Origin of the sequence: Kocuria subflava (assembly GCF_012163155.1) — a bacterium.
Lineage (GTDB): Bacteria > Actinomycetota > Actinomycetes > Actinomycetales > Micrococcaceae > Kocuria > Kocuria subflava.
The window spans coordinates 46,840-68,666 of record NZ_JAAVUN010000017.1 but is presented as its reverse complement, the minus strand read 5'-3'; the positions used below and the strand labels follow the sequence as shown (position 1 = coordinate 68,666).

The 21,827-nt window shown below is 63.7% G+C and carries 20 protein-coding genes; 15 read left to right on the top strand and 5 right to left on the bottom strand.

The features are described 5' to 3' along the window. Positions 1-273 precede the first annotated feature (273 nt). The 6 genes from GTW58_RS09520 to GTW58_RS09495 all read left to right on the top strand — a co-directional run bounded on the left by GTW58_RS09520 (position 274) and on the right by GTW58_RS09495 (position 5,411). Positions 274-645 carry a DUF4440 domain-containing protein gene (locus GTW58_RS09520; RefSeq protein WP_119933153.1) on the top strand — a complete coding sequence of 124 codons (372 nt, stop codon included), beginning with the start codon at positions 274-276 and terminating at the stop codon, positions 643-645. Positions 646-827: 182 nt separating this feature from the next. Next, a complete protein-coding gene (locus tag GTW58_RS09515; protein WP_119933144.1) occupies positions 828-2,357 on the top strand; it encodes a CoA-acylating methylmalonate-semialdehyde dehydrogenase in 1,530 nt (509 codons plus the stop codon). A gap of 5 nt (positions 2,358-2,362) precedes the next feature. Beyond that, positions 2,363-3,292 (top strand): 3-hydroxyisobutyrate dehydrogenase, encoded by a 930-nt coding sequence (mmsB, locus tag GTW58_RS09510; protein ID WP_119933152.1) that lies wholly within the window; start codon positions 2,363-2,365, stop codon positions 3,290-3,292. A gap of 2 nt (positions 3,293-3,294) precedes the next feature. Then, entirely contained in the window at positions 3,295-4,089 is a 795-nt protein-coding gene (locus GTW58_RS09505) for an enoyl-CoA hydratase (protein WP_119933143.1), read from the top strand. A 529-nt stretch (positions 4,090-4,618) separates the two neighbouring features. Next, entirely contained in the window at positions 4,619-5,101 is a 483-nt protein-coding gene (locus GTW58_RS09500) for a hypothetical protein (RefSeq protein ID WP_157980501.1), read from the top strand. Between the two features lie 22 nt (positions 5,102-5,123). Continuing rightward, positions 5,124-5,411 carry a hypothetical protein gene (locus GTW58_RS09495; protein WP_119933141.1) on the top strand — a complete coding sequence of 96 codons (288 nt, stop codon included), beginning with the start codon at positions 5,124-5,126 and terminating at the stop codon, positions 5,409-5,411. A 261-nt stretch (positions 5,412-5,672) separates the two neighbouring features. Here the strand turns inward: GTW58_RS09495 and GTW58_RS09490 are convergent, their stop codons facing one another. From GTW58_RS09490 to GTW58_RS09480, 3 genes are all read right to left on the bottom strand, one after another. Next, positions 5,673-6,182 (bottom strand): MarR family winged helix-turn-helix transcriptional regulator, encoded by a 510-nt coding sequence (locus GTW58_RS09490; RefSeq protein WP_119933140.1) that lies wholly within the window; start codon positions 6,180-6,182, stop codon positions 5,673-5,675. Continuing rightward, complete coding sequence (locus tag GTW58_RS09485) at positions 6,175-7,956, bottom strand: AMP-binding protein (RefSeq protein ID WP_119933139.1); 1,782 nt, start codon at positions 7,954-7,956, stop codon at positions 6,175-6,177. The genes GTW58_RS09490 and GTW58_RS09485 overlap by 8 nt, the downstream gene beginning before the upstream one ends. Before the next feature lie 94 nt (positions 7,957-8,050). Next, positions 8,051-8,626, bottom strand: a complete 576-nt coding sequence (locus GTW58_RS09480) for a TetR/AcrR family transcriptional regulator (protein ID WP_157980500.1) — start codon at positions 8,624-8,626, stop codon at positions 8,051-8,053. Between the two features lie 171 nt (positions 8,627-8,797). On the opposite strand from GTW58_RS09480, the gene GTW58_RS09475 reads away from it, so the two are divergent. The 9 genes from GTW58_RS09475 to fbaA all read left to right on the top strand — a co-directional run bounded on the left by GTW58_RS09475 (position 8,798) and on the right by fbaA (position 19,558). Beyond that, positions 8,798-9,994, top strand: coding sequence for an acyl-CoA dehydrogenase family protein (locus GTW58_RS09475; protein ID WP_232818054.1), 1,197 nt, complete (start codon positions 8,798-8,800; stop codon positions 9,992-9,994). A gap of 98 nt (positions 9,995-10,092) precedes the next feature. Next, the gene (locus GTW58_RS09470) at positions 10,093-10,860 is read left to right on the top strand and encodes an SDR family NAD(P)-dependent oxidoreductase (protein WP_119933136.1); all 768 of its coding nucleotides are present in this window, start codon (positions 10,093-10,095) and stop codon (positions 10,858-10,860) included. Between the two features lie 61 nt (positions 10,861-10,921). After that, positions 10,922-12,115 carry an acyl-CoA dehydrogenase family protein gene (locus GTW58_RS09465; protein ID WP_119933135.1) on the top strand — a complete coding sequence of 398 codons (1,194 nt, stop codon included), beginning with the start codon at positions 10,922-10,924 and terminating at the stop codon, positions 12,113-12,115. Between the two features lie 24 nt (positions 12,116-12,139). Next, positions 12,140-12,721: an orotate phosphoribosyltransferase gene (gene pyrE / locus GTW58_RS09460; protein ID WP_119933151.1), complete on the top strand. Its 582-nt coding sequence runs from the start codon at positions 12,140-12,142 to the stop codon at positions 12,719-12,721. After that, positions 12,714-13,370: a TrmH family RNA methyltransferase gene (locus GTW58_RS09455; RefSeq protein WP_119933134.1), complete on the top strand. Its 657-nt coding sequence runs from the start codon at positions 12,714-12,716 to the stop codon at positions 13,368-13,370. The genes pyrE and GTW58_RS09455 overlap by 8 nt, the downstream gene beginning before the upstream one ends. 391 nt (positions 13,371-13,761) lie before the next feature. Then, positions 13,762-15,204, top strand: coding sequence for a hypothetical protein (locus GTW58_RS09450; protein ID WP_119933133.1), 1,443 nt, complete (start codon positions 13,762-13,764; stop codon positions 15,202-15,204). A 135-nt stretch (positions 15,205-15,339) separates the two neighbouring features. Then, positions 15,340-17,232, top strand: a complete 1,893-nt coding sequence (gene pelF, locus GTW58_RS09445) for a GT4 family glycosyltransferase PelF (RefSeq protein WP_119933132.1) — start codon at positions 15,340-15,342, stop codon at positions 17,230-17,232. Between the two features lie 10 nt (positions 17,233-17,242). Continuing rightward, the gene (locus GTW58_RS09440) at positions 17,243-18,316 is read left to right on the top strand and encodes a putative glycoside hydrolase (RefSeq protein ID WP_047692769.1); all 1,074 of its coding nucleotides are present in this window, start codon (positions 17,243-17,245) and stop codon (positions 18,314-18,316) included. A gap of 216 nt (positions 18,317-18,532) precedes the next feature. After that, complete coding sequence (gene fbaA, locus GTW58_RS09435) at positions 18,533-19,558, top strand: class II fructose-bisphosphate aldolase (RefSeq protein WP_119933131.1); 1,026 nt, start codon at positions 18,533-18,535, stop codon at positions 19,556-19,558. 95 nt (positions 19,559-19,653) lie between these two features. Here fbaA and GTW58_RS09430 read toward each other — a convergent pair whose 3' ends face one another. Continuing rightward, entirely contained in the window at positions 19,654-20,676 is a 1,023-nt protein-coding gene (locus GTW58_RS09430; protein ID WP_119933130.1) for an NAD(P)H-dependent flavin oxidoreductase, read from the bottom strand. Beyond that, on the bottom strand, positions 20,592-21,797 hold the full coding sequence (locus GTW58_RS09425) for an NAD(P)-dependent alcohol dehydrogenase (RefSeq protein ID WP_119933129.1): 1,206 nt from the start codon (positions 21,795-21,797) through the stop codon (positions 20,592-20,594). The genes GTW58_RS09430 and GTW58_RS09425 overlap by 85 nt, the downstream gene beginning before the upstream one ends. Positions 21,798-21,827 lie beyond the last annotated feature (30 nt).

The window sequence follows — 21,827 nt, the reverse complement described above, 5'->3', positions numbered from 1 at the left end:
GCACCCCGCGGGCACTCACCACCATCGGAAGCTAGCGACCAAGAGTGGAAACCTAACCGTAGGGCAGGTCATCTGATCTGGCTTGCTGTGGAGTGCCTGGCTGGAGATCGATGTTTCCAGGTGGCGTGGCGAACTGGCTTAGTGGTCTGCCTGGTCCTGCCCCGGACGCTACTGTTTTCAGGGCATCTACCCTACTGTTTTCCGAACTTCCGTACTGCGAATGTGCCTCGAAAGGCACGGGCAACCTGTGTGGGTGCCGGTAGGGTTGGGGACATGGACAAGTTGACGCTGGCCACCCTTGTCGAGCTCGAGGAGAAGGGCTGGCGGTCGTTGTGCAACGGTACTGGTGGGTCGTTCTACGGTGACCTGATGACTGAGGGTGCCCTGATGGTCCTGGTCAATGGTGTTGTCATGAATCGCGAAGCCGTCGTCGCGTCTTTGAACGACGCACCGGCATGGGATCGGTATGAGATCAATGATGCACAGGTGGTCTCGGTGGGTGTTGATTCAAGCGCGATCGTCTATCGCGCCGTCGCCCATCGCGGAGATGAGGCGCCTTTCGAGGCACTCATGAGCAGTACCTATGTTCTGGAGAATGGCACACCTCGTCTGGTCCTATATCAGCAGACGACGACCACTCACTGAACTGCCTGATGGGTGTGTGATTTCCGCCAGTGCCTGCGTGTGGGCCGCCGCACCCCCGCTGTCGTCGTTGAGCTCTCCCGGCCCCACTCTTCCAAATAGTAGGAAGTCCAACTAAGGTGTGCCCCAGGCCACATTCGCAACGGTGCAGGTGGCGCGTGACCCACACACTCAGGAGCGGCTTGATGACCCGGACACTGACTCACTACCGCAGCGGGGCACCTTTGGAAGGGACCTCCGGGCGTTTTGCAGATGTCTACAACCCGAGCACCGGTGAGGTTCAGGCCAAGCTCCCGATGGCAACGGCGCAGGAAGTGGCGGCAGTCATCGACGACGCCCAGCGGGCCCAACCCGCCTGGGCTGCCACCAGCCCGGCCAAGCGAGCCAGAATCCTGGGGAAGTTCCTGGAGCTGGTGGAGCGGGACATGGCGGAGATCGCTCGCCTGCTCTCCTCCGAGCACGGCAAGACGCTCCCTGATGCGGAAGGGGACATTCGGCGCGGTCTGGACGTGATCGAGTTCGCCATGGGTGCCCCGCACCTGCTCAAGGGTGAGTTCTCCGATTCTGTGGGCGCTGGGATCGACACCTACTCCATGCGTCAGCCGCTGGGTGTGGTTGCCGGGATCACCCCGTTCAACTTTCCCGCCATGATTCCGCTGTGGAAGTGCGGCCCGGCCATCGCGGCCGGCAACGCCTTTGTGCTCAAGCCCTCCGAGCGTGACCCCTCCGTGCCGCTGAAACTGGCCGAACTGTGGACCGAGGCCGGATTGCCGGACGGGATTTTCAACGTGGTCAACGGGGACAAGGAGGCGGTGGACGCCATCATTGACGATCCCCGCATCAAGGCGGTCGGTTTTGTGGGCTCCACCCCGATCGCCCAGGCCATCTACGAACGCTGCGCACACAACGGCAAACGTGCCCAGTACTTTGGCGGAGCCAAGAACCACATGATCGTCATGCCGGACGCCAACCTGGACCAGGTGGCTGATGCGCTGATCGGCGCGGCTTACGGTTCCGCCGGGGAGCGCTGCATGGCCATCTCCGTGGCCGTTCCTGTGGGGGAGGAGACTGCGGATGCCCTGGTGGAAAAGCTCACCGAACGCACCCGGGGCCTGAAGGTCTCCCACTCCTTCGACGACGACGCCGATTACGGCCCCCTGGTGGGTCAGGACGCCTTGGATCGGGTGACTACCTACATCGGGATCGGGGTGGAGGAAGGTGCTGATCTGGTGGTGGACGGACGCGGGCTGAGCGTGGACGGTCACGAAGGCGGGTACTTCATCGGCCCGTCCCTGTTCGACCGAGTCACCCGTGACATGCGGATCTACCGGGAAGAGATCTTCGGCCCCGTGCTGTGTGTGGTGCGTGCCGCCGACTACCAGGAAGCCCTGGCGTTGCCCACCGATCACGAATACGGCAACGGTGTCAGCATCTTCACCCAGGACGGGGACGCTGCCCGGGACTTCGCCTCCCGCGTGGACGTTGGCATGGTGGGCATCAACGTGCCCATCCCCGTGCCGATCGGCTTCTACACCTTCGGCGGCTGGAAGGCTTCCGGATTCGGGGATCTGAACCAGCACGGCCCGGACGCCTTCCGGTTCTACACCAAGACCAAGACCGTGACCTCCCGCTGGTCCATGGCCAACAAAACCGTCACCAGCTCGGCCCAGAATGCACGGTCCAGCTTCCACATGCCGGCAGGGGACCAGTCGTGACCACCATTGACGCAGTCAAGACCGTGGCCTTCATCGGCTTGGGCAACATGGGTGGCCCCATGGCCGGCAACCTGGTGGCTGCGGGGTACCGCGTGCTCGGGTACGACCTCTTTCCAGCCGCACTGGAGGCTGGTGCAGCCAGGGGAGTGGAGGCCGCCGAAAGCGGTGAAGCGGCGGTGGCCCAGGCCGACGTCGTGATCACCATGCTGCCCAGCGGGGCTCACCTGATTGACGCCTACCAAGGCGGGCTGCTGGCTGCGGCACGGCCCGCAACGTTGTTCGTGGACTGCTCCACCATTGACGTCCACGATGCCCGCCAAGCTGCTGAGCTGGCCCGGGCTGCCGGTCATCGTCCCGTGGATGCGCCGGTGTCCGGGGGGACCGTGGGTGCGGAGGCCGGGACCCTGACGTTCATGGTGGGCGCGGACGACGCCGAAGCCGCGGATGCCCGCCCCCTGTTGGAGATCATGGGCAAGAACGTGGTCCACTGCGGCGCATCCGGTGCCGGTCAGGCGGCCAAGGTGTGCAACAACATGATCCTGGGCGTCTCCATGATCGCGGTCTCCGAGGCCTTCGTGCTCGGTGAGCGCCTGGGGTTGACGCACCAGGCGCTGTACGACGTCGCCGCACATTCCTCCGGGCAGTGCTGGGCGCTGACCACCAACTGCCCGGTGCCCGGCCCCGTGCCGACCTCCCCGGCCAACCGCGACTACCAGCCCGGGTTCATGGGTGCGCTCATGGCCAAGGACCTGGGGCTGGCTGTGGAGGCCATCGCAACCACGGGCACCGCGGCCCGGATGGGCCCGTTGGCCGCGGAGATCTACCGGTCTTTTGCGGACGACGGCGGAGCCCGAACCGACTTCTCCGGGGTCATCAACACCATCCGTGAGGCCTCCGGTGCAGCATCTGAGAACGACGGCGCTGAGGAGGCGTGAACATGACTGACCAGTCCACTGATTCTTCCTACCAAAACATCGTGGTGGAGACCCGCGGTCGCGTGGGACTCATCACCTTGAACCGGCCCAAGGCGTTGAACGCCTTGAACTCTCAAACCATGGAGGAGGTGGTGGCTGCAGCTCGTGCTTTCGACCGGGAACCGGGGATCGGCGCCATTCTGCTCAGTGGCTCGGAAAAGGCTTTTGCGGCCGGTGCTGACATCAAGGAGATGTCCTCCCAGGCCTATTCGGAGATGTATCTGGCCGACTGGTTCGCCCACTGGGACAACTTCACCCGCGTGCGCACCCCCACCATTGCCGCTGTCTCCGGGTACGCACTGGGCGGTGGGTGCGAACTGGCCATGATGTGCGATGTCCTGATTGCCGCCGACACAGCCCAGTTCGGGCAGCCGGAGATCGACCTGGGAGTGCTGCCGGGCATGGGTGGTTCCCAGCGCCTGACCCGTGCCGTGGGCAAGGCCAAGGCCATGGACATGATCCTGACCGGGCGCCGCATGGATGCCGCAGAAGCCGAGCGCTCGGGCCTGGTCTCCCGCGTGGTTGCCGCGGATGAGCTGGCTGACAAGGCCTTTGAGGTGGCGGAGACCATTTCCACGCGCTCGCTGGTGGCCTCCCTGGCCGCCAAGGAGGCGGTCAACGCCGCTTTTGAGACCACGCTGGACCAGGGAGTGCTCTTTGAGCGCAGGGTCTTCCACGCGGCCTTTGCCACGGAGGACCAGAAGGAAGGGATGAGCGCTTTCGCGGAAAAGCGGAAGGCAGAGTTCAAGCACCGCTGAGGTGGCTCTTGCCGCGTTGGTACGCGTTTGGCCCGTATCAGGTGACGATGCGGGCCAAACGCGTACCACCGCGGTCCTGGTGGCCCCTACAACCAGTCGTCCACAAGACTGACCGGTCCGGCAGCTTCCACCAACGAAGTCACCCCATGGGAATCACGATGGCGGGAGAGGTCGCCCTGATTGGCGCTGGCATCCAGGCGGTGTTGACCAACGTCAGACACCGGGTGGCGGTATTAACGGCTGATGCCCCAACTCACAGAGTGCAGCAGCCGACTCCTCCCCCAGCTGGATCCGCCCGACTTGGTGCTCACGGATGGTCGGATGCCCCCCACCGGCATCGACAACGGCCTGCGCGCCGAGCATCCTTTAAGTTGTGTTCTGCGGTTGTGGATCACTCGCGTTGATGACCATGGGGTGTTGTGTCAAATGGATAACTGTGCGTTGCAATCGGGAGGGCATCGTGGTTATGGCCGATATTGTTCACAGCCAATCACCGCAAAGGTGCGGGACGAAAGGAAGAATGATGAACATGTCCAAGAAGTCAATTGTTGTGTCTACGCTTGCTGTCATGTCGCTTGGAATTTTGGGCGGAGTGACGCCCGCCAATGCAGATGTGAATGCATCGGAGACTTCGGTTTCCAGTAGCGAAGTAAATGACGCCGTGGTGACGGAGACAGTGGTTCCCGCAGATGGCACTGAAGTTCGCATCGTATGGGATCAGGTGACGAACGATATTCAGCTGTTTGCTGGTTCATCTCTCATTGGGGAGACCACCATGGCTGAAGTGCAAGAGGAGCTCGGCAGGGCGCCAGGGAGTCAGGTCGGGGCGCCCATGGCGACGGCTAGCGCGAACACCTGTGATTACATGTTCGCAGGAGTTGGTATGGCCAATACCGTTCTCTGGGCTGCGGCGGGCGTAACCGCTGTGGCTCCTCCTGCAGCGGCTGTTGCGGCCGCTGGGGGTGTTGTGACGACTGCAATCCTTACGGGCGGCAGCTTGGCGGCCTGCTGATAATCGTTGACGGAGATTTGCCATGAATCAACTTAACCACAAGAAGAGTGCGATCAAGGGGTACAATTTAGTATCCGTGGCCGTTCTGATGATTGGTGCTGGTGTGATGTTCACCGGCGTAAGCGTATATCGCGACTTGTCGGGATTCGATATTTACGCTGTCGTCGCTGGAATTTTCATCGCCGCTGGTTTATCCGGCCTGTATCTGGGTCTGCAATGGGATCGGAAAACTCCCTTTAATTCCCTCATCGCGATTGTTCTGGCCATATTCGGAAGTCTTGTGCTTCCTGTGGCAATCGCGGCCATCTGACCCATTTTTCAGGAGATGCTGGTGGTGTGCACCAATACTTGATGCACACCACCAGCATCCCCTCCGACTGGGTGAGGAAGCCTCGAGGACGTGACCTCATGGTGCCGGCTGTCCCGCTTGGGATGGGCGATCGAGTCCGTCGCTGAGGAGCTGACGCTACTTTTGGCAGTCCAGTTCATGTGGTCGCCAGAAGGGCCGTCCACGACTCTATTCGTGGTCAGGTGCTGGCCGAGGCACATGATGTGTATCGTGCCACAGCTCTCACGCCTCAAAATCCCCTGTGGCCTGCCTAAACGTTTTGAGTGCCCGGTAGATGGCCTCCAGGTCCTCGGGTGGCATGCCAACGTCTTCGAACACCGCATTGAGACCTGGTGTTGCCGCAGTGACCAGCTCCCGGCCGGCGTCGGTGATTTCCACCAGGCGGCCGCGGCCGTCGGCGGGGTCGGCCACGCGGCGGACCAACCTGGCTGCCTCCAGGCGGTCCACCGTGTTGGTCACGGAGGTGGGGTGGACCTGCAGGCGGGCGCTGGCTTTGCTCATGGGCAGGGCACCGGAGCGGGTGAACTGCAGGAGCGCCAACAGCTCGTACCGGGAGAACGTCAGCCCATGCGGGCGCAGTGCCTGGTCAATGCGGGTCAGTAGGATCTGCTGGGTGCGGAAGATGGCCGTGACGGTGGCCATCCCCGGTGCCGCTGCGCTCCAGCCCCGCTGCTCCCAGTTCCGCCGTGCCTGGTCTATGGGGTCGCCGGTGCTGCCTGCCGCTTCAGTCATTGGTGTTCTGCAGCAGGTCCACGTCCGAGTACTCCTGCCCGCCGGTGGGGGTACCGGCGTCGTCGTGAATTTCGCCTTCGCGCTTGCGCAACTCCACGCGGCGGATCTTGCCGGAAACGGTCTTGGGCAGTTCAAAGAACTCCAGGCGCCGGATGCGCTTGTAGGGCGCCAAGCCGTCGCGGCAGTGCTGGAGGATACTGCGGGCGGTCTCCTCCGTGGGTTCGTACCCGTTGGCCAGGGCAACGTACGCCTTGGGGACCGCCAGGCGAATGGGGTCAGGTGAGGGCACCACGGCAACTTCAGCCACGGCCTGGTGCTCAATCACCACGGACTCCAGTTCAAACGGGGAGAGGCGGTAGTCGGAAGCCTTGAACACATCGTCCGCACGCCCCACGTAGGTGATCACGCCGTCATCGGCCCTGCTCACGACGTCGCCCGTGTGGTACAGCCCGTCCCGGAACGCTTCAGCGGTCTTGGCTTCGTCTCCCCAGTAACCGGGGGTGAGCCCCACGGGCCGCGGGTCCAGGCGCAGGCACAGCTCCCCTTCCGTGGCAGATTCCTGCCCGGTCACCTGATCAATCAGCACGACGTCGTAACCCGGCAAAGCCCTGCCCATGGCTCCGGGGATGACCGGCTGTCCAGGAGTGTTGGCAATCTGCAGGGAGGATTCGGTCTGGCCGAACCCATCCCGGATCTGGGTGCCCCACGCCCGCTGCACCTTGGCGATGACCTCAGGGTTCAGCGGTTCACCAGCGGCAACCACCTTCTGTGGCGGGGTCTTCAGCTGCGTCAGATCAGCCTGGATCAGCATGCGCCACACCGTGGGAGGCGCGCAGAAGCTGGTGACACCCTCCTTGTCCATTTGCTGCATGAGGGCTTTGGGGTCAAAGCGTCCGTAGTTGTAGAGGAACACCGTGGCCTCGGCAATGAACGGTGCAAAGAAGTTGGACCAGGCGTGTTTGGCCCACCCCGGGGAGGCCACGTTCAGGTGTACGTCTCCCGGTTCCAGGCCGATCCAGTACATGGTGGAGAGATGCCCCACGGGGTAGGAGGTGTGGGTGTGCTCCACCAACTTGGCCTTGGAGGTGGTCCCGGAGGTGAAGTACAGCAGCAGGGTTTCATCCGCAGCGGTTGGCTCCGACAGGCTGAAGTCTGCGGGTGCACCGAAGGAATCAGCCCAGTCGTGCTCGGGGTGCTGGTGTTCGCCGTCGTGACCGGGCACGCGCTCGCCGGTGGCCTCACCGATGGTGATGACGGAGAAATCCCCGGGGACGGCGTTGAACTTGGGGGCCTGCACGGCGGTGGTGATCACCCAGGAGGCGCGGCCGCGTTCAATGCGATCGGCAAGATCGGATGGCCCGAGCATCACGGTGGTGGGAATCAGGCGCGCAGCCAACTTGGTGCAAGCCAGCATGGCTTCCCACAGCTCCACCTGGTTGCCCAGCATGAGCAGCACGTGGTCCCCGCGCTTGACACCGATGCTCTCCAGCCACGCTGCCACCTGGGAGGATCGTTCGGAGAGTTGTTTGTAGGTACGCCGAGTGGAGGAGCCGTCCTGCTCCACCAGGACCAGGGCCTCCTGCTCGCCACGTGGACCGGCTGCAATCTGATCGAACCAGTCGTAGGCAAAGTTGAAGTGGCTGAAACGGGGCCATTCAAAATCACGGTGGGCGCCATTGAGGTCTGTGCGCAAGCTCAAGAGTTGGTCGCGTGCCGCGCGAAAACGCTCCGTGACGGAATTGCCTTCAGTGGTGGAAGTGGCCTCGGATGTCATGGCGTCCTGCTCCCGTTCGGTTGCCCCAGGGTGGAACACGCCTGGTCAGCAAAAGTTGTGATCGGAGTCACAGGCAGACTATTTGGACTTCCTATTAGTTGACAAGGTGTGCGGGTGTGGCCACTCCGTTCACTATCAACTCGCCCAGTGCCTTGTACGACGACGCATCACCGGATCCGTGCTGAATCGTGCGCTGCTGGATGCTGTCCATGGCGGAGGCGATGATTTCCGCCACCAAAGCAGTGGGCGCGGGGCGGAACTCTCCCGTGGTCACACCCTGATCCAACAGTTCGCGCAGTTTGGCCGTGGCGGCTTTGGTGTTGGTGGCATAAACCTGGGATGCGCTGGGGGAGGTGGCAACATCCCGCATGAACTGCGCGGAGGCCGGTTCCAGGGCCCGCGCCATGGTCTCCAGGTATGCTATCAGGCGCTGACTTACGGAGCCGGGCTGGGCCAGTGCAGCATTGGTCACCGCAGTGACGCCCTTGAAGAAGTGCACCAGAACCGCACGAATCAACTCCTCGCGGGTGCGGCCCAGCGCATAGATCGTGGACTTTGAGCACTGCAGCCGAGCTGCGGCGGCGTCGATGGTGAAGTGCGCAAAACCCTCCGCCAGGAACATGGTGCGGAGGTGGCCGAAAACCTCTTGTTGCCGTTGGGTGAGCGTCACGGGCCGGATCCCGGAGTGAAGTTGACCCATTGCACAGTACGATTCATGCCGTTATCGTACAGGTGAGCTGGATCACTAACCACTCTTGACTCCCCACCGCTCTGACCAGCCGCGCCCACAGGCACGCTTCAGAGCCAGGTGATCAGAAAGCGAGTTCCCATGCCCCCGGTCATGCGCGGCGAATCTCCCGTGGTTGAGCGTCAGGTGGGCATTGCCCACCCGGAGGTGGACCTCTTCCACGTCGAACACCTCCTGGACGACGACGAACGCAACAAACTCCATTCCATCCGCGAAATCCTCTCCCGTGAGATCCGTCCGGCCGTGGGGGAGTTTTGGGACAGGGAGGAATTCCCCTTCCACCTGTTGCCTGTCCTGGCCAGGGCGGGCCTGGGAAATCTGGTGCTCTCCGGTCACAGCCGGCTGTTCATCGGGCTGGTGTACGCGGAGGTTGCGCGTGCGGACATCTCCCTGAGCGCCCTGGTGGGCATTCACAACGAGCTCATTCTGGGTTTGGTTCATGAACTCAGCTCCGATCAGCAGAAGGATCGTTGGTTGGAGAAGCTGAAGAACTTTGAGGCCGTGGGCTGTTTTGCCTTGACGGAACCGGAGCACGGATCGGACATTGCCGGTGGACTGGAGACCACCGCCCAGCGTGACGGAGACGAATGGGTCATCACCGGGGCCAAGCGGTGGATCGGGGCCGGAACCTTCGCGGACTTTGCGATCGTCTGGGCGCGGGACGCAGCCGACGGGCAGGCCAAGGCGTTCCTGGTGGAGACCGACCGCCCGGGATTCACCGCCACCAAGATCGAACGCAAAATGGGCCTGCGCATCATGCAGAACGCAGACATCAGTTTGAACGGCGTGCGCATTCCGGGGGAGAACTTGATGCCCGGTGGCGAGGGGTTCGATGCCGCCAACGTGAAACTGCGTGACTCCCGCGCCTGGGTGGGGTGGCAGGGGGTCGGCGCGCAAATGGCGGCCTTTGAAATCGCTCGGGACTATGCTTTGGAACGCAAGCAGTTCGACCGCCCATTGGCCAAATTCCAACTGGTCCAGGATGCTCTGTCCCGGATGATGGCCGGGCTTTCAACCTCCATGGCACTGATGGTTCGCCTGGTCCAGCTGCAGGAGGACGGCGGGTTCCAGATGGTCCACGCCGCGTTGGCCAAGGCCACCACCACGTCCTCCGCACGGGAGGCCGTGTCCGTGGCCAGGGGGTTGATGGGTGGCAACGGAGTGCTACGCGATTACGAGATCTCCAAAGTCTTCAACGATGTTGAAATCCTCTACACCTATGAAGGCACCTACGAAATCAACTCATTGATTGTGGGACGCGCCATCACAGGGCAATCCGCTTTCGTCTGAACCTCACGCCTCCGCCGAGCAGTGGGTTGTGCCGCCCATCAGCGCTGATGAGCGGCACAACCCACTGCTCGGCGGGATCTGAAAACCAAGGAGAAACCGTGGATCTTTCCAACTCAAGTGCGCTGGTGACCGGTGCGGCCTCCGGCTTGGGGTCTGCTGTGGCAGCCTCACTGGCCGCCCAAGGAGTGCACGTGGTGGGCGTGGACCTGGACTCCGGCATCACCAGGGCGCAACAAGCTGGTTCTGTTCCTGATGGCGTGACCCTGGTGGCTGCCGACGTCACGGACGGAGCCGCCGTTGATGCCGCTGTGGAAACCGCCCAGGCGCTGGCCCCTGTGCGGACCGTGGTCAACTGCGCAGGCATTGCCCCGGTGGCGCGGATCGTGGGCAAAAAGGGCCCACATGACCTGGGTCTGTTCCGCACCGTGATAGAGGTCAATCTGATCGGCACCTTCACCGTTCTGGCACGCGCTGCGGCGGTCATGGCGCACAACGTTCCCCTGGAGGGCGGGGCGCGCGGCGTCGTCGCGAACACCGCCTCCGTTGCGGCCTTTGAAGGCCAAGTGGGGCAGGCGGCTTACGCGGCCTCCAAAGGTGGGGTGCACTCCATGACCATTGCTGCCGCCAGGGATCTGGCAGGGGTGGGGATCCGGGTGTGCACCATTGCCCCCGGCATCGTGGAGACCCCCATGATGGCCGGGATCACCCCGGAGTTCCGGAGCGAACTGGAAGCCAACGTCCAGTTCCCCAAGCGCCTGGCAAGACCGGAGGAATACGCGCAGCTGGTGCAGATGATCGTGGAGCACGACTACCTCAACGGCGAAACCATCCGCATGGACGGTGCGCTGCGGATGCCCCCGCGCTGAACACAGGACCACACCACCAACGACGACGCCGCGGGGAACCCCGCAGGAGAAGGAGACCACTGTGGGTGCACCGCAGGACTACCGACTGGGTGAATACCTGGGCACTGATTTTCTGGACGTATTCAGTGACGTTGATGCAGATGACCGCGCCCACTGGGACCGGGCCAAGCAGTACGCGGAGGAAATCATTCCGGTGATCGGTCAGGCCTGGGACAAGGCCGAATACCCATTGCATCTGGTCAAACGGATGGGTGAGCTGAGGCTGCTGACCGACGGCCTGGACATCCCGGGCCTGGAACCGATGTCCCCGCTGGCAGCAGGTTTGGTGACCATGGAGATCTCCCGGGCGGATGGCTCCATGGGAGCCGCCGCAGCAGTCCAAGGTGGACTGGTGCTGCGCTCGCTGGCGTTTTTTGCCAGTGAGCAACAACGGGAGAAGTGGCTGTTGCCCATCGCCACAGCAGAGGTGCTGGGCTCTTTTGCGCTGACGGAGCCGGATCACGGCTCCGACTCCGTGTCCCTGGAAACCACCGCGGTGCGCGACGGGGAGGAGTGGGTGATCAACGGGCACAAGCGATGGATCGGCAACGGCGCCTCCGGTGGCATCACCATCGTGTGGGCAAGGAACCCGGAGGACAACCAGGTCAAGGGCTTCATTGTGGACCAGGAGACCCCGGGGTACACAGGTGTGCCCATCGCCGGCAAGGGCGGCATCCGGGCCATCCACCAGGCGGACATCACCCTGGAGAACGTCAGGGTGCCTGCTGATGCGCAGTTACCCGGTGTCACGTCATTCAAAGACGTCTCCAAGGTCCTGTCCGAAACCCGCCTGAGCGTGGGATGGTCCGCGCTGGGCCACGGACTGGCCATGTTTGATGCGGCCTTGAACTACTCCAAGCGTCGCACCCAGTTCGGGCAGCCGCTGGCCACCAAGCAGATGGTCCAAGAACGTCTGGTGCAGATGCTGGAGGAGTTGACCAACATGCAGCTGCAGTGTGCACGGGCCACAGAACTGCAAGCTGCGGGCACCTTGCGTCCCCAGCAGGCTTCCCTGGTCAAGTTTCACAACACGCGGGCCGCCCGGCGGATCGCAACCATTGCCCGGGACATGCTGGCGGGCAACGGCATGTTGTTGGAGAACCACGTGATCCGCCACCTTCTGGACGTGGAGGCCATTCACACCTATGAGGGCACGGAATCTGTTCAGGCCCTGATCCTGGGTCGGGAGCTCACGGGCCACAGCGCCTTTGCATGAGGTGGCCCACATAGGATGGTGCCCATGAGCACCCAGCTGAACGCCCCTGACCTGGCCGCCGCCCGTGAGCGGTTGCGTGAACTGATTGTGGAACTGGCCGTGGTCCGCGGCAAGGTCACGTTGGCTTCCGGGATCGAGGCTGACTACTACGTGGATCTGCGCCGTGTGACCCTCCACCATGAAGCCTCCCGGCTGGTGGGTCAGGTCATGCTGGGCATGCTGGATGAGGCCGGTGTGAATTTTGACGCCGCAGGCGGGCTGACCATGGGGGCTGATCCCGTGGGCCACGCCATCATGCGTACCGCCGGAGACCAGGGGCGCGCCGTGGACACCTTTGTGGTGCGCAAGGCGCAGAAGTCCTACGGCATGGGACGCCAGGTGGAAGGCCCGGCTGTTGAGGGGCGCAACGTGGTGGTGGTCGAGGACACCTCAACCACCGGCGGATCTGCGCTGACTGCTGTTGAGGCCTTGAAGAAGGCCGGTGCCAACGTGGTGGCCGTGGCCATCATCGTGGACCGCGCCACCGGGGCCAAGGAACGCATCGAGGAAACCGCGGGAGTGCCCTGCCTGTACGCCTACGGCAAGGACGAACTCGGTCTTGACTGAGCCGGTGGCAGATCCTGGTGCGTCGACCGAGCGCCCGGAGGTGGGGGTTGGTCCCTGGGAGGGGCCCTTGCCGGAGGGCAACCACTGGGATCCGGAGCTTCTGCGCGACGGCGACCGCCGCAACGTGGAAGACGAGTTCCGGTACTGGCGCCTGGAGGCAATCGTTGCCGAGCTGGATTCGCGCAGGCATGCCTTCCACGTGGCCATTGAGAACTGGGAGCACGATTTCAACATCGGCTCGGTGGTCCGTACCGCCAACGCGTTCAATGCGGGCGGGGTGCACGTGGTGGGCCGTCGTCGTTGGAATCGGCGGGGTGCCATGGTCACGGACCGGTATTTGAGCGTTCACCACCACGCTTCTGTGGCGCAGTTCCTGGACTGGGCCCGGGGTGAGGGGTTCACCGTGCTGGCCGTGGACAACGTGGAGGGCTCGGTTCCGATCGAGACTTTTGAGATCCCGGAGAAGTGTGTGCTGGTGTTCGGCCAGGAGGGCCCTGGGCTCTCTGCCGAGGTCACAGAGCACGCTGATGCGGTGCTGGAAATCAGCCAGTTCGGCTCCACCCGCTCGATCAACGCCGGTGCCGCAGCGGCCGTGACCATGCACGCGTGGATCCGCCGCCACGTGTTCGGACAGAGACCCACAGTCTGAGATCACCGGTTACTGCTGAGAGCGCCTGCAGTTGTGTGTCATCTCAGCAGCAAACGGTGATCTCGGGGGCAGTGGCTCCAACATGCCGTCATGTTGCACGGTTGCCGTGGCCCAACCCAGGCTGTGCACCGTGACCTTGCCCACCAAGTACCGACAGAAGAGCTTGTGACCTGCCGGAACACCCCCGCGGTTACCGGTCAGTAGAGATTTAGACCTGAATCACATTGCCCAACTAGTGCATTTGTGAACGCCCGGAAGCAGACTGAAACCATCAAGTTCGGGCGTATCCAGGCACGCGGTTTCTGATCCGCAGCCAAGTCCGCATCCGGCCGGGGGGCCGGGTTGGGGAACTTTCGGAGCGCCTCCGACGATTCATTGGGGAGATGAGTTGATGGGCTCTTTTGCTGCCGTCTTGCAAGACACCTACAGTCGCCGTCGAGCGTTCGTGATTGCCGCCGCGCTGGTGGCAACACTGGCTGTGCCAGCGCTGGTGAGGGTTGTGCCCGCCACTGAAAGCGGTCTGTTGATCGTGGCCGGCGTGGTGATCGGTGTGATCACCGTGTTGCTCATGCCGAACAAGCGGCTCAACGCCGCCGTCACGGGTAGCACTGACACCCGCGGCACCTTGGGGCAGGGCATTGCCTTGGCCCTCTACCTCTCCCCGCTGGTTCTGTTGAACCTGGTGTTCCCCCTGGTCACCCCGGCCATCAACAACCAGGAAGTCGGGGGAGTGACCCTGACCTACATTGTGCTGGCCAGCTCCATCACCACCCCGTGGTTGGCTCAGGCTGCTTGCATGCCGGCTTATCGCGGTCTGGCGCAGCTCATGGGCGACAAGGACATGTCCCAGATCGTCCCCCGCTTTGTTCAGGGCTGGGTGCCCATGCTGGTCCAGGCCCTACCCTTGGTGGCCGTGTTTGCCCTGCCGTTGTGGCTGGTCAGCGGTTGGTCCGCGCAGGCCATGGGGCTCTACGCCCTGCTGTGCGTGCTGCACCTGGTGTTTGTCCAGTCCTTGGTGATCGCCAACATCGGTGAGCGCCGGGGCCACTGGGCCGTTGCCTGGATCGCCTACGCCGCAGCGCTGGCCGTGGCTCCCACCTGGGTCTGGCTGCCACCCGTTGCTGCCACGCTGACCCAGCTGTTCTTCATCCGGGGCCACCTGCGTCACGTCACCGCACTGATCCGCCTCCCGCACCGTGATGTGGCCAAGGATCTGCTGCGCGGCCTGCTGCTGGGTTCCGTTCTGTGGGGGGACAAGTTCATCCTGTTCATGGTCACGGACGGTCAGTTCCAGGTGATTGTGGTCTTCATGGCCATGCTGCCGGCCGTGCTGGCTTACAACTTCTACTTTGTGAACCTGGCTCCGGCGGTGGACAACAACATCCGTGGCTTGCACACCGCCATCCAGGGTGAGCCCATCAAGGACCTGGTCAACACCTCCGCCGAACTCTCCCGTGTGATTGACCGCTCCGTGCTGCGAACCGGCGCCCTGGGCATGTTGCTCACCCTGGCCTGCTCGTTGGTCCTTGAGGTTCTGGTCCCGGAACAGGCCGGTCTGGCCGTGGGGATCGCGCTGGCCTCCTGGGCCTTCATGATGCTCACCATGCTCAGCTACGAGCTGGACTACATCGGCGAACGTCACCTCTCCCAGTGGCTGGCCGCCGCGCACCTGATCGTGATGATCGCAGCATTCGCCCTGGTGCCGAGCGTGGGCGCCTACTTGATCATCGTCACCGGTGACCTGGCCCTGGTGGCCGTGGCCTGGTGGCTCTACAAGCGCGCCTGGTCCCAGCCGGAGTACACGCTCTTCTGGCGTCACGCCGTCACGTGGTGAGCCCCGTTCGTCGTCGTGGGTGTTCATGCAATCCCACGACGACGACGCCCCGCTCACCTTCCCGCCTCACCTCCCCTGTGCAGGGCTGAGGTTGGCGAACCCCCAAGAAGTTTTGACTCTGAAACGGATTGCATCATGAAGTTCCTGGACAAGTTCACCCAGCAGTTCAAGAAGACCAGCCAGACCAGCACCGAACTCAACGCTGCGCAGATCGCCTACAACGGTGACTACCCGGAGGTGGACGTCGCCATCGTGATGGAGTCCACCTACCCCTACCTCAAGGGTGGGGTGTCTGCGGTGGTGCATGACATCGTGGTGGAGAACCCGGACGTGGAGTTCGGCATCATTCACATCGCGTGGGATTCCAAGGCGCCGCACGAGGATCTCTACGGCATGCCGGGCAACGTCAAGTGGGTGCGCATGGTCTACCTGTCCATGGAGGAGCATCGCCACGACTTCAGCTCAGCCCGTGTGGCGGACCTGAACATGACCTCGCGGGAGCGTCGTGAGCTGACCGACCGACTCTTCAATGCGCTGAAGGTCCTGGCCAACCAGGATCCGTCCAAGCGTGAAGTGGATGCCCTGTGGGAGTTGCTGGACGAGGGTGTCCTGGAATCCACCCGCCGGTACCCGCTGTGGGCCCTGCTGGGATCGCGTGAATTCATGATGGGCGTGGGCCGGCACCTGCCGGAGCTGGGGCTGTCCCTGTCCGAGGCTTTCTGGACGCTGCGCAACTTCTTCTCCCTGGGGCACGCCGTGCTGGCGGAGACCATGCCGCGGGCCAAGGTCTACCACGCGCACACCACCGGGTACGCATCCCTGATGTCTGCTGCGGCCGCCCGTGAGCACGACACCTCCTTCCTGCTGACCGAGCACAACCTCTACGTGCGTGACACCGTGAACACCCTGCTGGGGCGCAACATGGCCTTGCCGCTGACCTCCCACGACTACAGGGAGTTCGACGTCACCGCGGAGGAGCGGGCCTGGATGGCATGGTGGACGGAAATGGGCCACTTCTGCTACCCGTCCGCGCAGGTCATCACCTACTTGTACCCGTCCGCCATTGCGGAGGCCGCCTCCCTGGGCACGGACGTGGACAAGTCCGTGGTGGTTCCCAACGGCATGGTGATCGAGGAGTTCGACCGTCCCTACCGTGCCCGGGCGGAGGCCATGGAGTCGATCTTTGCCAACCCCAAGGAGCACCGCTGGAGCCTGGTTTACATTGCGCGTCTGGTGCCCATCAAGGGACTGCTGGATCTTCTGGAATCCATGGCCATGCTGCGGGAGATGGGCTACCCCAACGTGCACCTGAACGTGCTGGGCCCCACCGAACACGATCCCGGGTACCACCAGGCCTGCGTGGAGAAGATCGCTGCGTTGCAGCTGGAGGACATGGTCACCATTCACGGCACCGTGAACGTCCGCGAACACCTGCACGAGTACGACCTGTTGGTGCTGCCGTCCTACAACGAGGGGCAGCCGATCGTGGTCCTGGAGGCCATGGCCGCGGGCATCCCCACCGTGGGCACGGACGTTGGCGGCATGAAGCAGCTGATCCACGATGACCTCACCACCGGTGATGGCCGCGTGTATGAGGCCTGCGGTGAACTGGTGGTGGCCGGTGACATCCAGATGATGGCTGAAGGCATCCACCGCGTGGTTTCCAACCCGGAGCTCTACAAGACCTATTCGGTCAACTCCCGCGAGCGCGTGCAGAACTTCTTCCAGCTGCACGAGGTCATGGCCAACTACAACCAGCTCTACCGCATGCTCGGTGACACCGCCGGTGAGCGCAACGTGCGCTACGAGGGCGCCTCCGAGGTGGCCCACCGCCGCATGGATCCGATCACGGAGTCCCTCATGGTGGTCTCCCCGGATCAGGTGGAGTCCACGACCGCCACCGGTGTGGAGCAGGCACGCAAGGCTGCCGCCTCCATGCCTGAGGTCGAGCCCATCCATGAAGGAGACCAGTGGCTGGAGCTGGATGCTGAGCACGCACGCCCGGGGTCGCCCCGGCACCGTGCGTGAGGAGTGATTCATGAGTGGGGTGGGGGCGTGGATCCGGTACAAAGACCCGATTCAGGCGCATGAGATCGACTTTGCGGTGGAGCACTACCGGGCTGCGATTCTGCAGCCCTGGGAAGTGGAGGCCGCCGCCGAGCTCAAACGCCGACGCCCGGACATGACGGTGCTCTGTTACAAGTGCCTGTCCTCCACCAGGGATTACGAACCTGGTCCGGTGTTCACCTCCGGAGTCAGTTCTACGGAGGCCGAACGGGAGGGTGGGGACTGGTTCGCCACTCGCCTGGACGGCAGCCGCATTGAGTGGGAGCGTTACCCGCGGCACTGGCAGATGCGGGTCTGGGACCCGGCCTACCGGCAACGGTGGGTGGCCAACGTGTCTGCCGAACTGGCTGATTCGCCGTTTGACGGGGTCATGGCGGACAACGACGTCTTTGACGACTATTACGGGCTGAACCTTCCTCTGACCGGGTTGGATTCCATGTCTGAATTGCGGGCGGCGCTGGGTGAGTTGGTGGCTGCCGCGGGGGCTGCGTTACGGGAGCGGGGCAAGATCCTGGTCCCCAACATTGCGGAATCGCGGCGCGAACCCGGCCGGTGGGACACTCACGCGCAGTGGGGTGGCGGGTTCGAGGAGGTGTGGCTGGGCTGGAATCCTGATGAGCTGTTCGAGCCCTACACGGCACATCAGCAACTCGGGCAGGCCGCCGGGCCGGGCATTTCCATCCTGCGGGTGCCCACCCACGGTTCGGATGACCACCCCAATTTTCTGTACGGACTGGCCGCCTTCTGGATCTTCGGTGATGGTTCCGGGGCCTATTCGGCAACGGGCCATGATGACTACTCCCAGCTGCAGTACGTGCCGGAGCTGGACTTCCAGCTGGGCTCCCCGTTGGGGCCGCCGCAACAGGTGGGGGACACCTGGACGCGGGAGTTCAAACACGGTTTTGCCGCCGCCAACCTGGCCAAGGATCGGCGGATGCGCCGCAAGATCAAGGTTCCCCGCGGCATGGTGGACGCCTCCGGTGAGCCTGTGGCACGAAAACACGTGCTGCATGCCCACCACGGGTTGGTCCTGCGCCGGGGCTGACGTCGTCTCCACCGCTGAGATCACCACTTGCTGCTGAGATGACACCCAGTTGGGGGTCATCTCAGCAGCAACCGGTGATCTCACGAGTCAGGACCTCACGGCACCTGATGGCATCACCCTGACGTTGCCCACAACGGGCCAGTAGACTGGGCAGCAGTGCCGCCGTGCACACGTGGCCGGTGGCAGCCCAAGGCACTCGACGAAGAAGGAGCCAGCATGCCCATCGCAACCCCTGAGGTCTACAACGAGATGCTCGACCGGGCCAAGGAGAAGGGTTTCGCCTACCCGGCGATCAACGTCACCTCCTCCCAGACCCTGAACGCAGCCATCCGTGGTTTTGCTGAGGCCGGCTCTGACGGCATCATCCAGGCTTCCACCGGTGGCGCTGCCTACTGGTCCGGCTCCTCCGTCAAGGACATGGTCCGTGGATCCCTGGCCATGGCTGCTTTCGCCCGCGAGGTGGCCAAGAACTACGACGTCAACATTGCCCTGCACACTGACCACTGCCCCCAGGACAAGCTGGAAGGCTTCGTGCTGCCGCTGCTGGCCGAGTCCGAGGCCGCTGTGGCCCGCGGCGAGGACCCCATCTTCCAGTCCCACATGTGGGACGGCTCCGCCATTGACCTGGATGAGAACCTCAAGATCGGCGCCGAGCTGATTGAGCGCACCGGCAAGGCCAAGATCGTGCTGGAAGTTGAGATCGGTGCGGTTGGCGGTGAAGAGGACGGCGTGGTCGGCGAGATCAACGACACCCTCTACACCACCACGGAAGACGGCATCAAGACCGTTGAGGCACTGGGCCTGGGCGAGAAGGGCCGTTACATCACGGCTCTGACCTTCGGCAACGTGCACGGCGTCTACAAGCCGGGCAACGTCAAGCTGCGTCCGGAGCTGCTCAAGCAGATCCAGGACGAGGTCGGCGCCAAGTACGGCAAGGACCGTCCGTTCGACCTGGTCTTCCACGGCGGCTCCGGCTCCACCGAGCAGGAGATCGCTGACGCCGTTTCCTACGGTGTCATCAAGATGAACGTGGACACGGACACCCAGTACGCCTTCACCCGCCCCGTGGCCGGTCACATGCTCTCCCACTACGACGGCGTGCTGAAGATTGACGGCGAAATCGGCAACAAGAAGCTCTACGACCCCCGCGTCTGGGGCGCTTCCGCTGAGACCGGCATGGCCGCCCGCGTGGTCCAGGCATGCCAGGACCTCGGCTCGGCCGGGACTTCCGTCACCGCGTGACGCTTTTGCTGGCGAGCTAGTTCCTCACGGCAACGACGACGGCGGGTCACCTTCCTGTGGGAGGTGACCCGCCGTCGTCGTTGTTGTTCAAGGCATCAGTGACCCGTCAGGTGCCGGAGGATTTCTGCAGCAGGGGCCGCTGAGGCGTTACGGAAGCCCGTACCGGCCCACAGGTTGATGTACTCGGGTTGGCCTGCAGCGGTGGCAGCTTTGCGCAGCGGTGCGGTCAGGTGATGAACGGCAGGGAAGGCCAGGGGAGCACTCTCCGTATACCGGTCTGTGAACTGGTTGCGCAAGGCCCGGGCCGGTCTGCCGGAGAAGGCGCGGGTCATCACGGTCTCCGTCCGTTGCGAATCGGCCAGCGCGGCGCGGTGTGGTGCCGAGGTCCCGGCTTCTGGGCAGCGCAGCAGCACAGTCCCCACCACCGCGGCTGCCGCACCAGCAGCCAGGACCTCCTGGAGGGCCTCCGGGGTGCTGATCCCACCGGCGGCAAAGATCGGGAGTTCAACCTCTCCGGCAATGGTGCGCACCAGCTCCGGAAGGGGGACCTGGGCGATGGGTTCCTGCGGAGTAACCGTTGCCGAATGCCCACCGGCAGTAGACCCCTGGACGGCCAAGGCATCCACGCCGCACTCACGAGCTTGGTGTGCCTCAGCCAGGGTGGTGACCGTCTGGACAGTCAGGGAACCGGCGGTCTTGAGCCGGCCCACCACATCAGCCGGGGCCAGGCCAAAGGTGAAGCTCACCACCGGGACGGGGTCCTTGACCAGGAGCTCCACCTTGGCCTCCCAAGCGTCGTCGTCATCCCGTGGTTCCGTGGCCAGTTCCACTCCCAGTTCTGTGGCAACGGGGGCCAGTGATTCCACGTAGGACCTGAACTGGTCCGGATCCGGGTGGAAGGTGTTGGGCACAAACAGGTTCACGCCGAAAGTGGACGTGGCTGCTCGCACGGTGCTGATCTGGTCAGCCAACTGCTGCGGAGTTTTGTACCCGGCAGCCAGGAACCCCAGGCCACCGGCCTCAGCAGCCGCAATCACCAGCTCCGGGGTGGAGGGCCCACCCGCCATGGGGGCTGCGACCAGTGGGATGTCCAAACCGAGTTGTTCCGTGAGGGACATGATGACTTCCTTGTACCTCTCGTTCGGAAGACAACGACCGGTTTGAGGGTATCCCCGGAGTGACTGTCGTCGAAGGCCTGGTTGATCTCCTGCAACGTGTAGGTCCGGATCAGCTGGTCGAAGGGGACCAGTCCTGCCCTGTGCAGCTGGATCAGCTCGGGGATGAACACCTGTGGTGTTGAATCGCCTTCGATCACCATGGAAATTTTCTGTCCGGAGAGCATCTGGGTGCCGATGTCGATGGTGGATTCTGTGCCCAATGCGCTGGCGCCAACCAGCGCGGCGTGCCCCAGGATGCCCATGCAGTCCGTCATGGTGCGGAACACCGCGGCCACACCCGTGGTGTCCAGGACGTAGTCGGCGCCACCGCCGGTGATGTCCTTGATCTGCTGGATCTGGTCGCCGTCGCGCCCGTTGACGGTGTGGGTGGCCCCCAAGGAGAGCGCCAGGTCCAACCGCTCCTGGACGATCTCCACGCAGACGATGGTGGTGGCGTTGCGGATCTTGGCGGCCATGACGGCCGACAGCCCCACAGCGCCTGCGCCGAAGACGACGACGGAGGAGCCCGGTCGCGGTTGCAGCACATTCAGGACTGCACCGGCCCCCGTCTGGATGCCGCACCCCAACGGCCCCAGGATCTCCAGCGGGGCGTCGTCGTCCACCTTCACGACACTGCGGGCGGCAACGTTGGCGTAGGTGGAGAACGAGGACTGTCCGAAGAAATGGGACGAGAGGACCTGGCCGTCCTTTGACAGCGCCGAGGAGTCGTCCCCGCGCCTGCCCGCGAAATTGTGGGAGTAGAACTGCTCGCAGTACGCCGGGTGACCCGTGAGGCACAGGCGGCACGAGCCGCAACTGTCGAAGCTCAGGACGACTTTGTCGCCGGGGGAGACGTTGGTAACCGCTGCTCCCACGGCATCGACGACGCCGGCCCCTTCGTGACCAAGGACGGCGGGCAGGGGAGTGGGATACCACTGGTCGCGGACGATCGCGTCCGTGTGACAGACCCCGGTGGCCACCATGCGCACGCGCACTTCGTCCGGGCGGGGCTCGTCGAGGTCGAGGTCCTGGATCGTCAGTGGTTCTTTGGGGGCGGTGGCGACGGCTGCGGTGACCTGCATAGTTCTTCTCCCTTGAAGTGTTCCGGCGGC

What these genes read in the sequence shown, in the direction of transcription:
- pyrE (WP_119933151.1), top strand. Translation starts at nt 12,140, where the DNA reads ATGAGCACCCAGCTGAACGCCCCTGACCTGGCCGCCGCCCGTGAGCGG.
- GTW58_RS09490 (WP_119933140.1), bottom strand. Translation starts at nt 6,182, where the DNA reads ATGACTGAAGCGGCAGGCAGCACCGGCGACCCCATAGACCAGGCACGG.
- GTW58_RS09500 (WP_157980501.1), top strand. Translation starts at nt 4,619, where the DNA reads ATGTCCAAGAAGTCAATTGTTGTGTCTACGCTTGCTGTCATGTCGCTT.
- GTW58_RS09495 (WP_119933141.1), top strand. Translation starts at nt 5,124, where the DNA reads ATGAATCAACTTAACCACAAGAAGAGTGCGATCAAGGGGTACAATTTA.
- fbaA (WP_119933131.1), top strand. Translation starts at nt 18,533, where the DNA reads ATGCCCATCGCAACCCCTGAGGTCTACAACGAGATGCTCGACCGGGCC.
- GTW58_RS09430 (WP_119933130.1), bottom strand. Translation starts at nt 20,676, where the DNA reads ATGTCCCTCACGGAACAACTCGGTTTGGACATCCCACTGGTCGCAGCC.
- GTW58_RS09485 (WP_119933139.1), bottom strand. Translation starts at nt 7,956, where the DNA reads ATGACATCCGAGGCCACTTCCACCACTGAAGGCAATTCCGTCACGGAG.
- GTW58_RS09450 (WP_119933133.1), top strand. Translation starts at nt 13,762, where the DNA reads ATGGGCTCTTTTGCTGCCGTCTTGCAAGACACCTACAGTCGCCGTCGA.
- GTW58_RS09425 (WP_119933129.1), bottom strand. Translation starts at nt 21,797, where the DNA reads ATGCAGGTCACCGCAGCCGTCGCCACCGCCCCCAAAGAACCACTGACG.
- GTW58_RS09505 (WP_119933143.1), top strand. Translation starts at nt 3,295, where the DNA reads ATGACTGACCAGTCCACTGATTCTTCCTACCAAAACATCGTGGTGGAG.
- GTW58_RS09515 (WP_119933144.1), top strand. Translation starts at nt 828, where the DNA reads ATGACCCGGACACTGACTCACTACCGCAGCGGGGCACCTTTGGAAGGG.
- GTW58_RS09520 (WP_119933153.1), top strand. Translation starts at nt 274, where the DNA reads ATGGACAAGTTGACGCTGGCCACCCTTGTCGAGCTCGAGGAGAAGGGC.
- GTW58_RS09475 (WP_232818054.1), top strand. Translation starts at nt 8,798, where the DNA reads ATGCGCGGCGAATCTCCCGTGGTTGAGCGTCAGGTGGGCATTGCCCAC.
- pelF (WP_119933132.1), top strand. Translation starts at nt 15,340, where the DNA reads ATGAAGTTCCTGGACAAGTTCACCCAGCAGTTCAAGAAGACCAGCCAG.
- GTW58_RS09440 (WP_047692769.1), top strand. Translation starts at nt 17,243, where the DNA reads ATGAGTGGGGTGGGGGCGTGGATCCGGTACAAAGACCCGATTCAGGCG.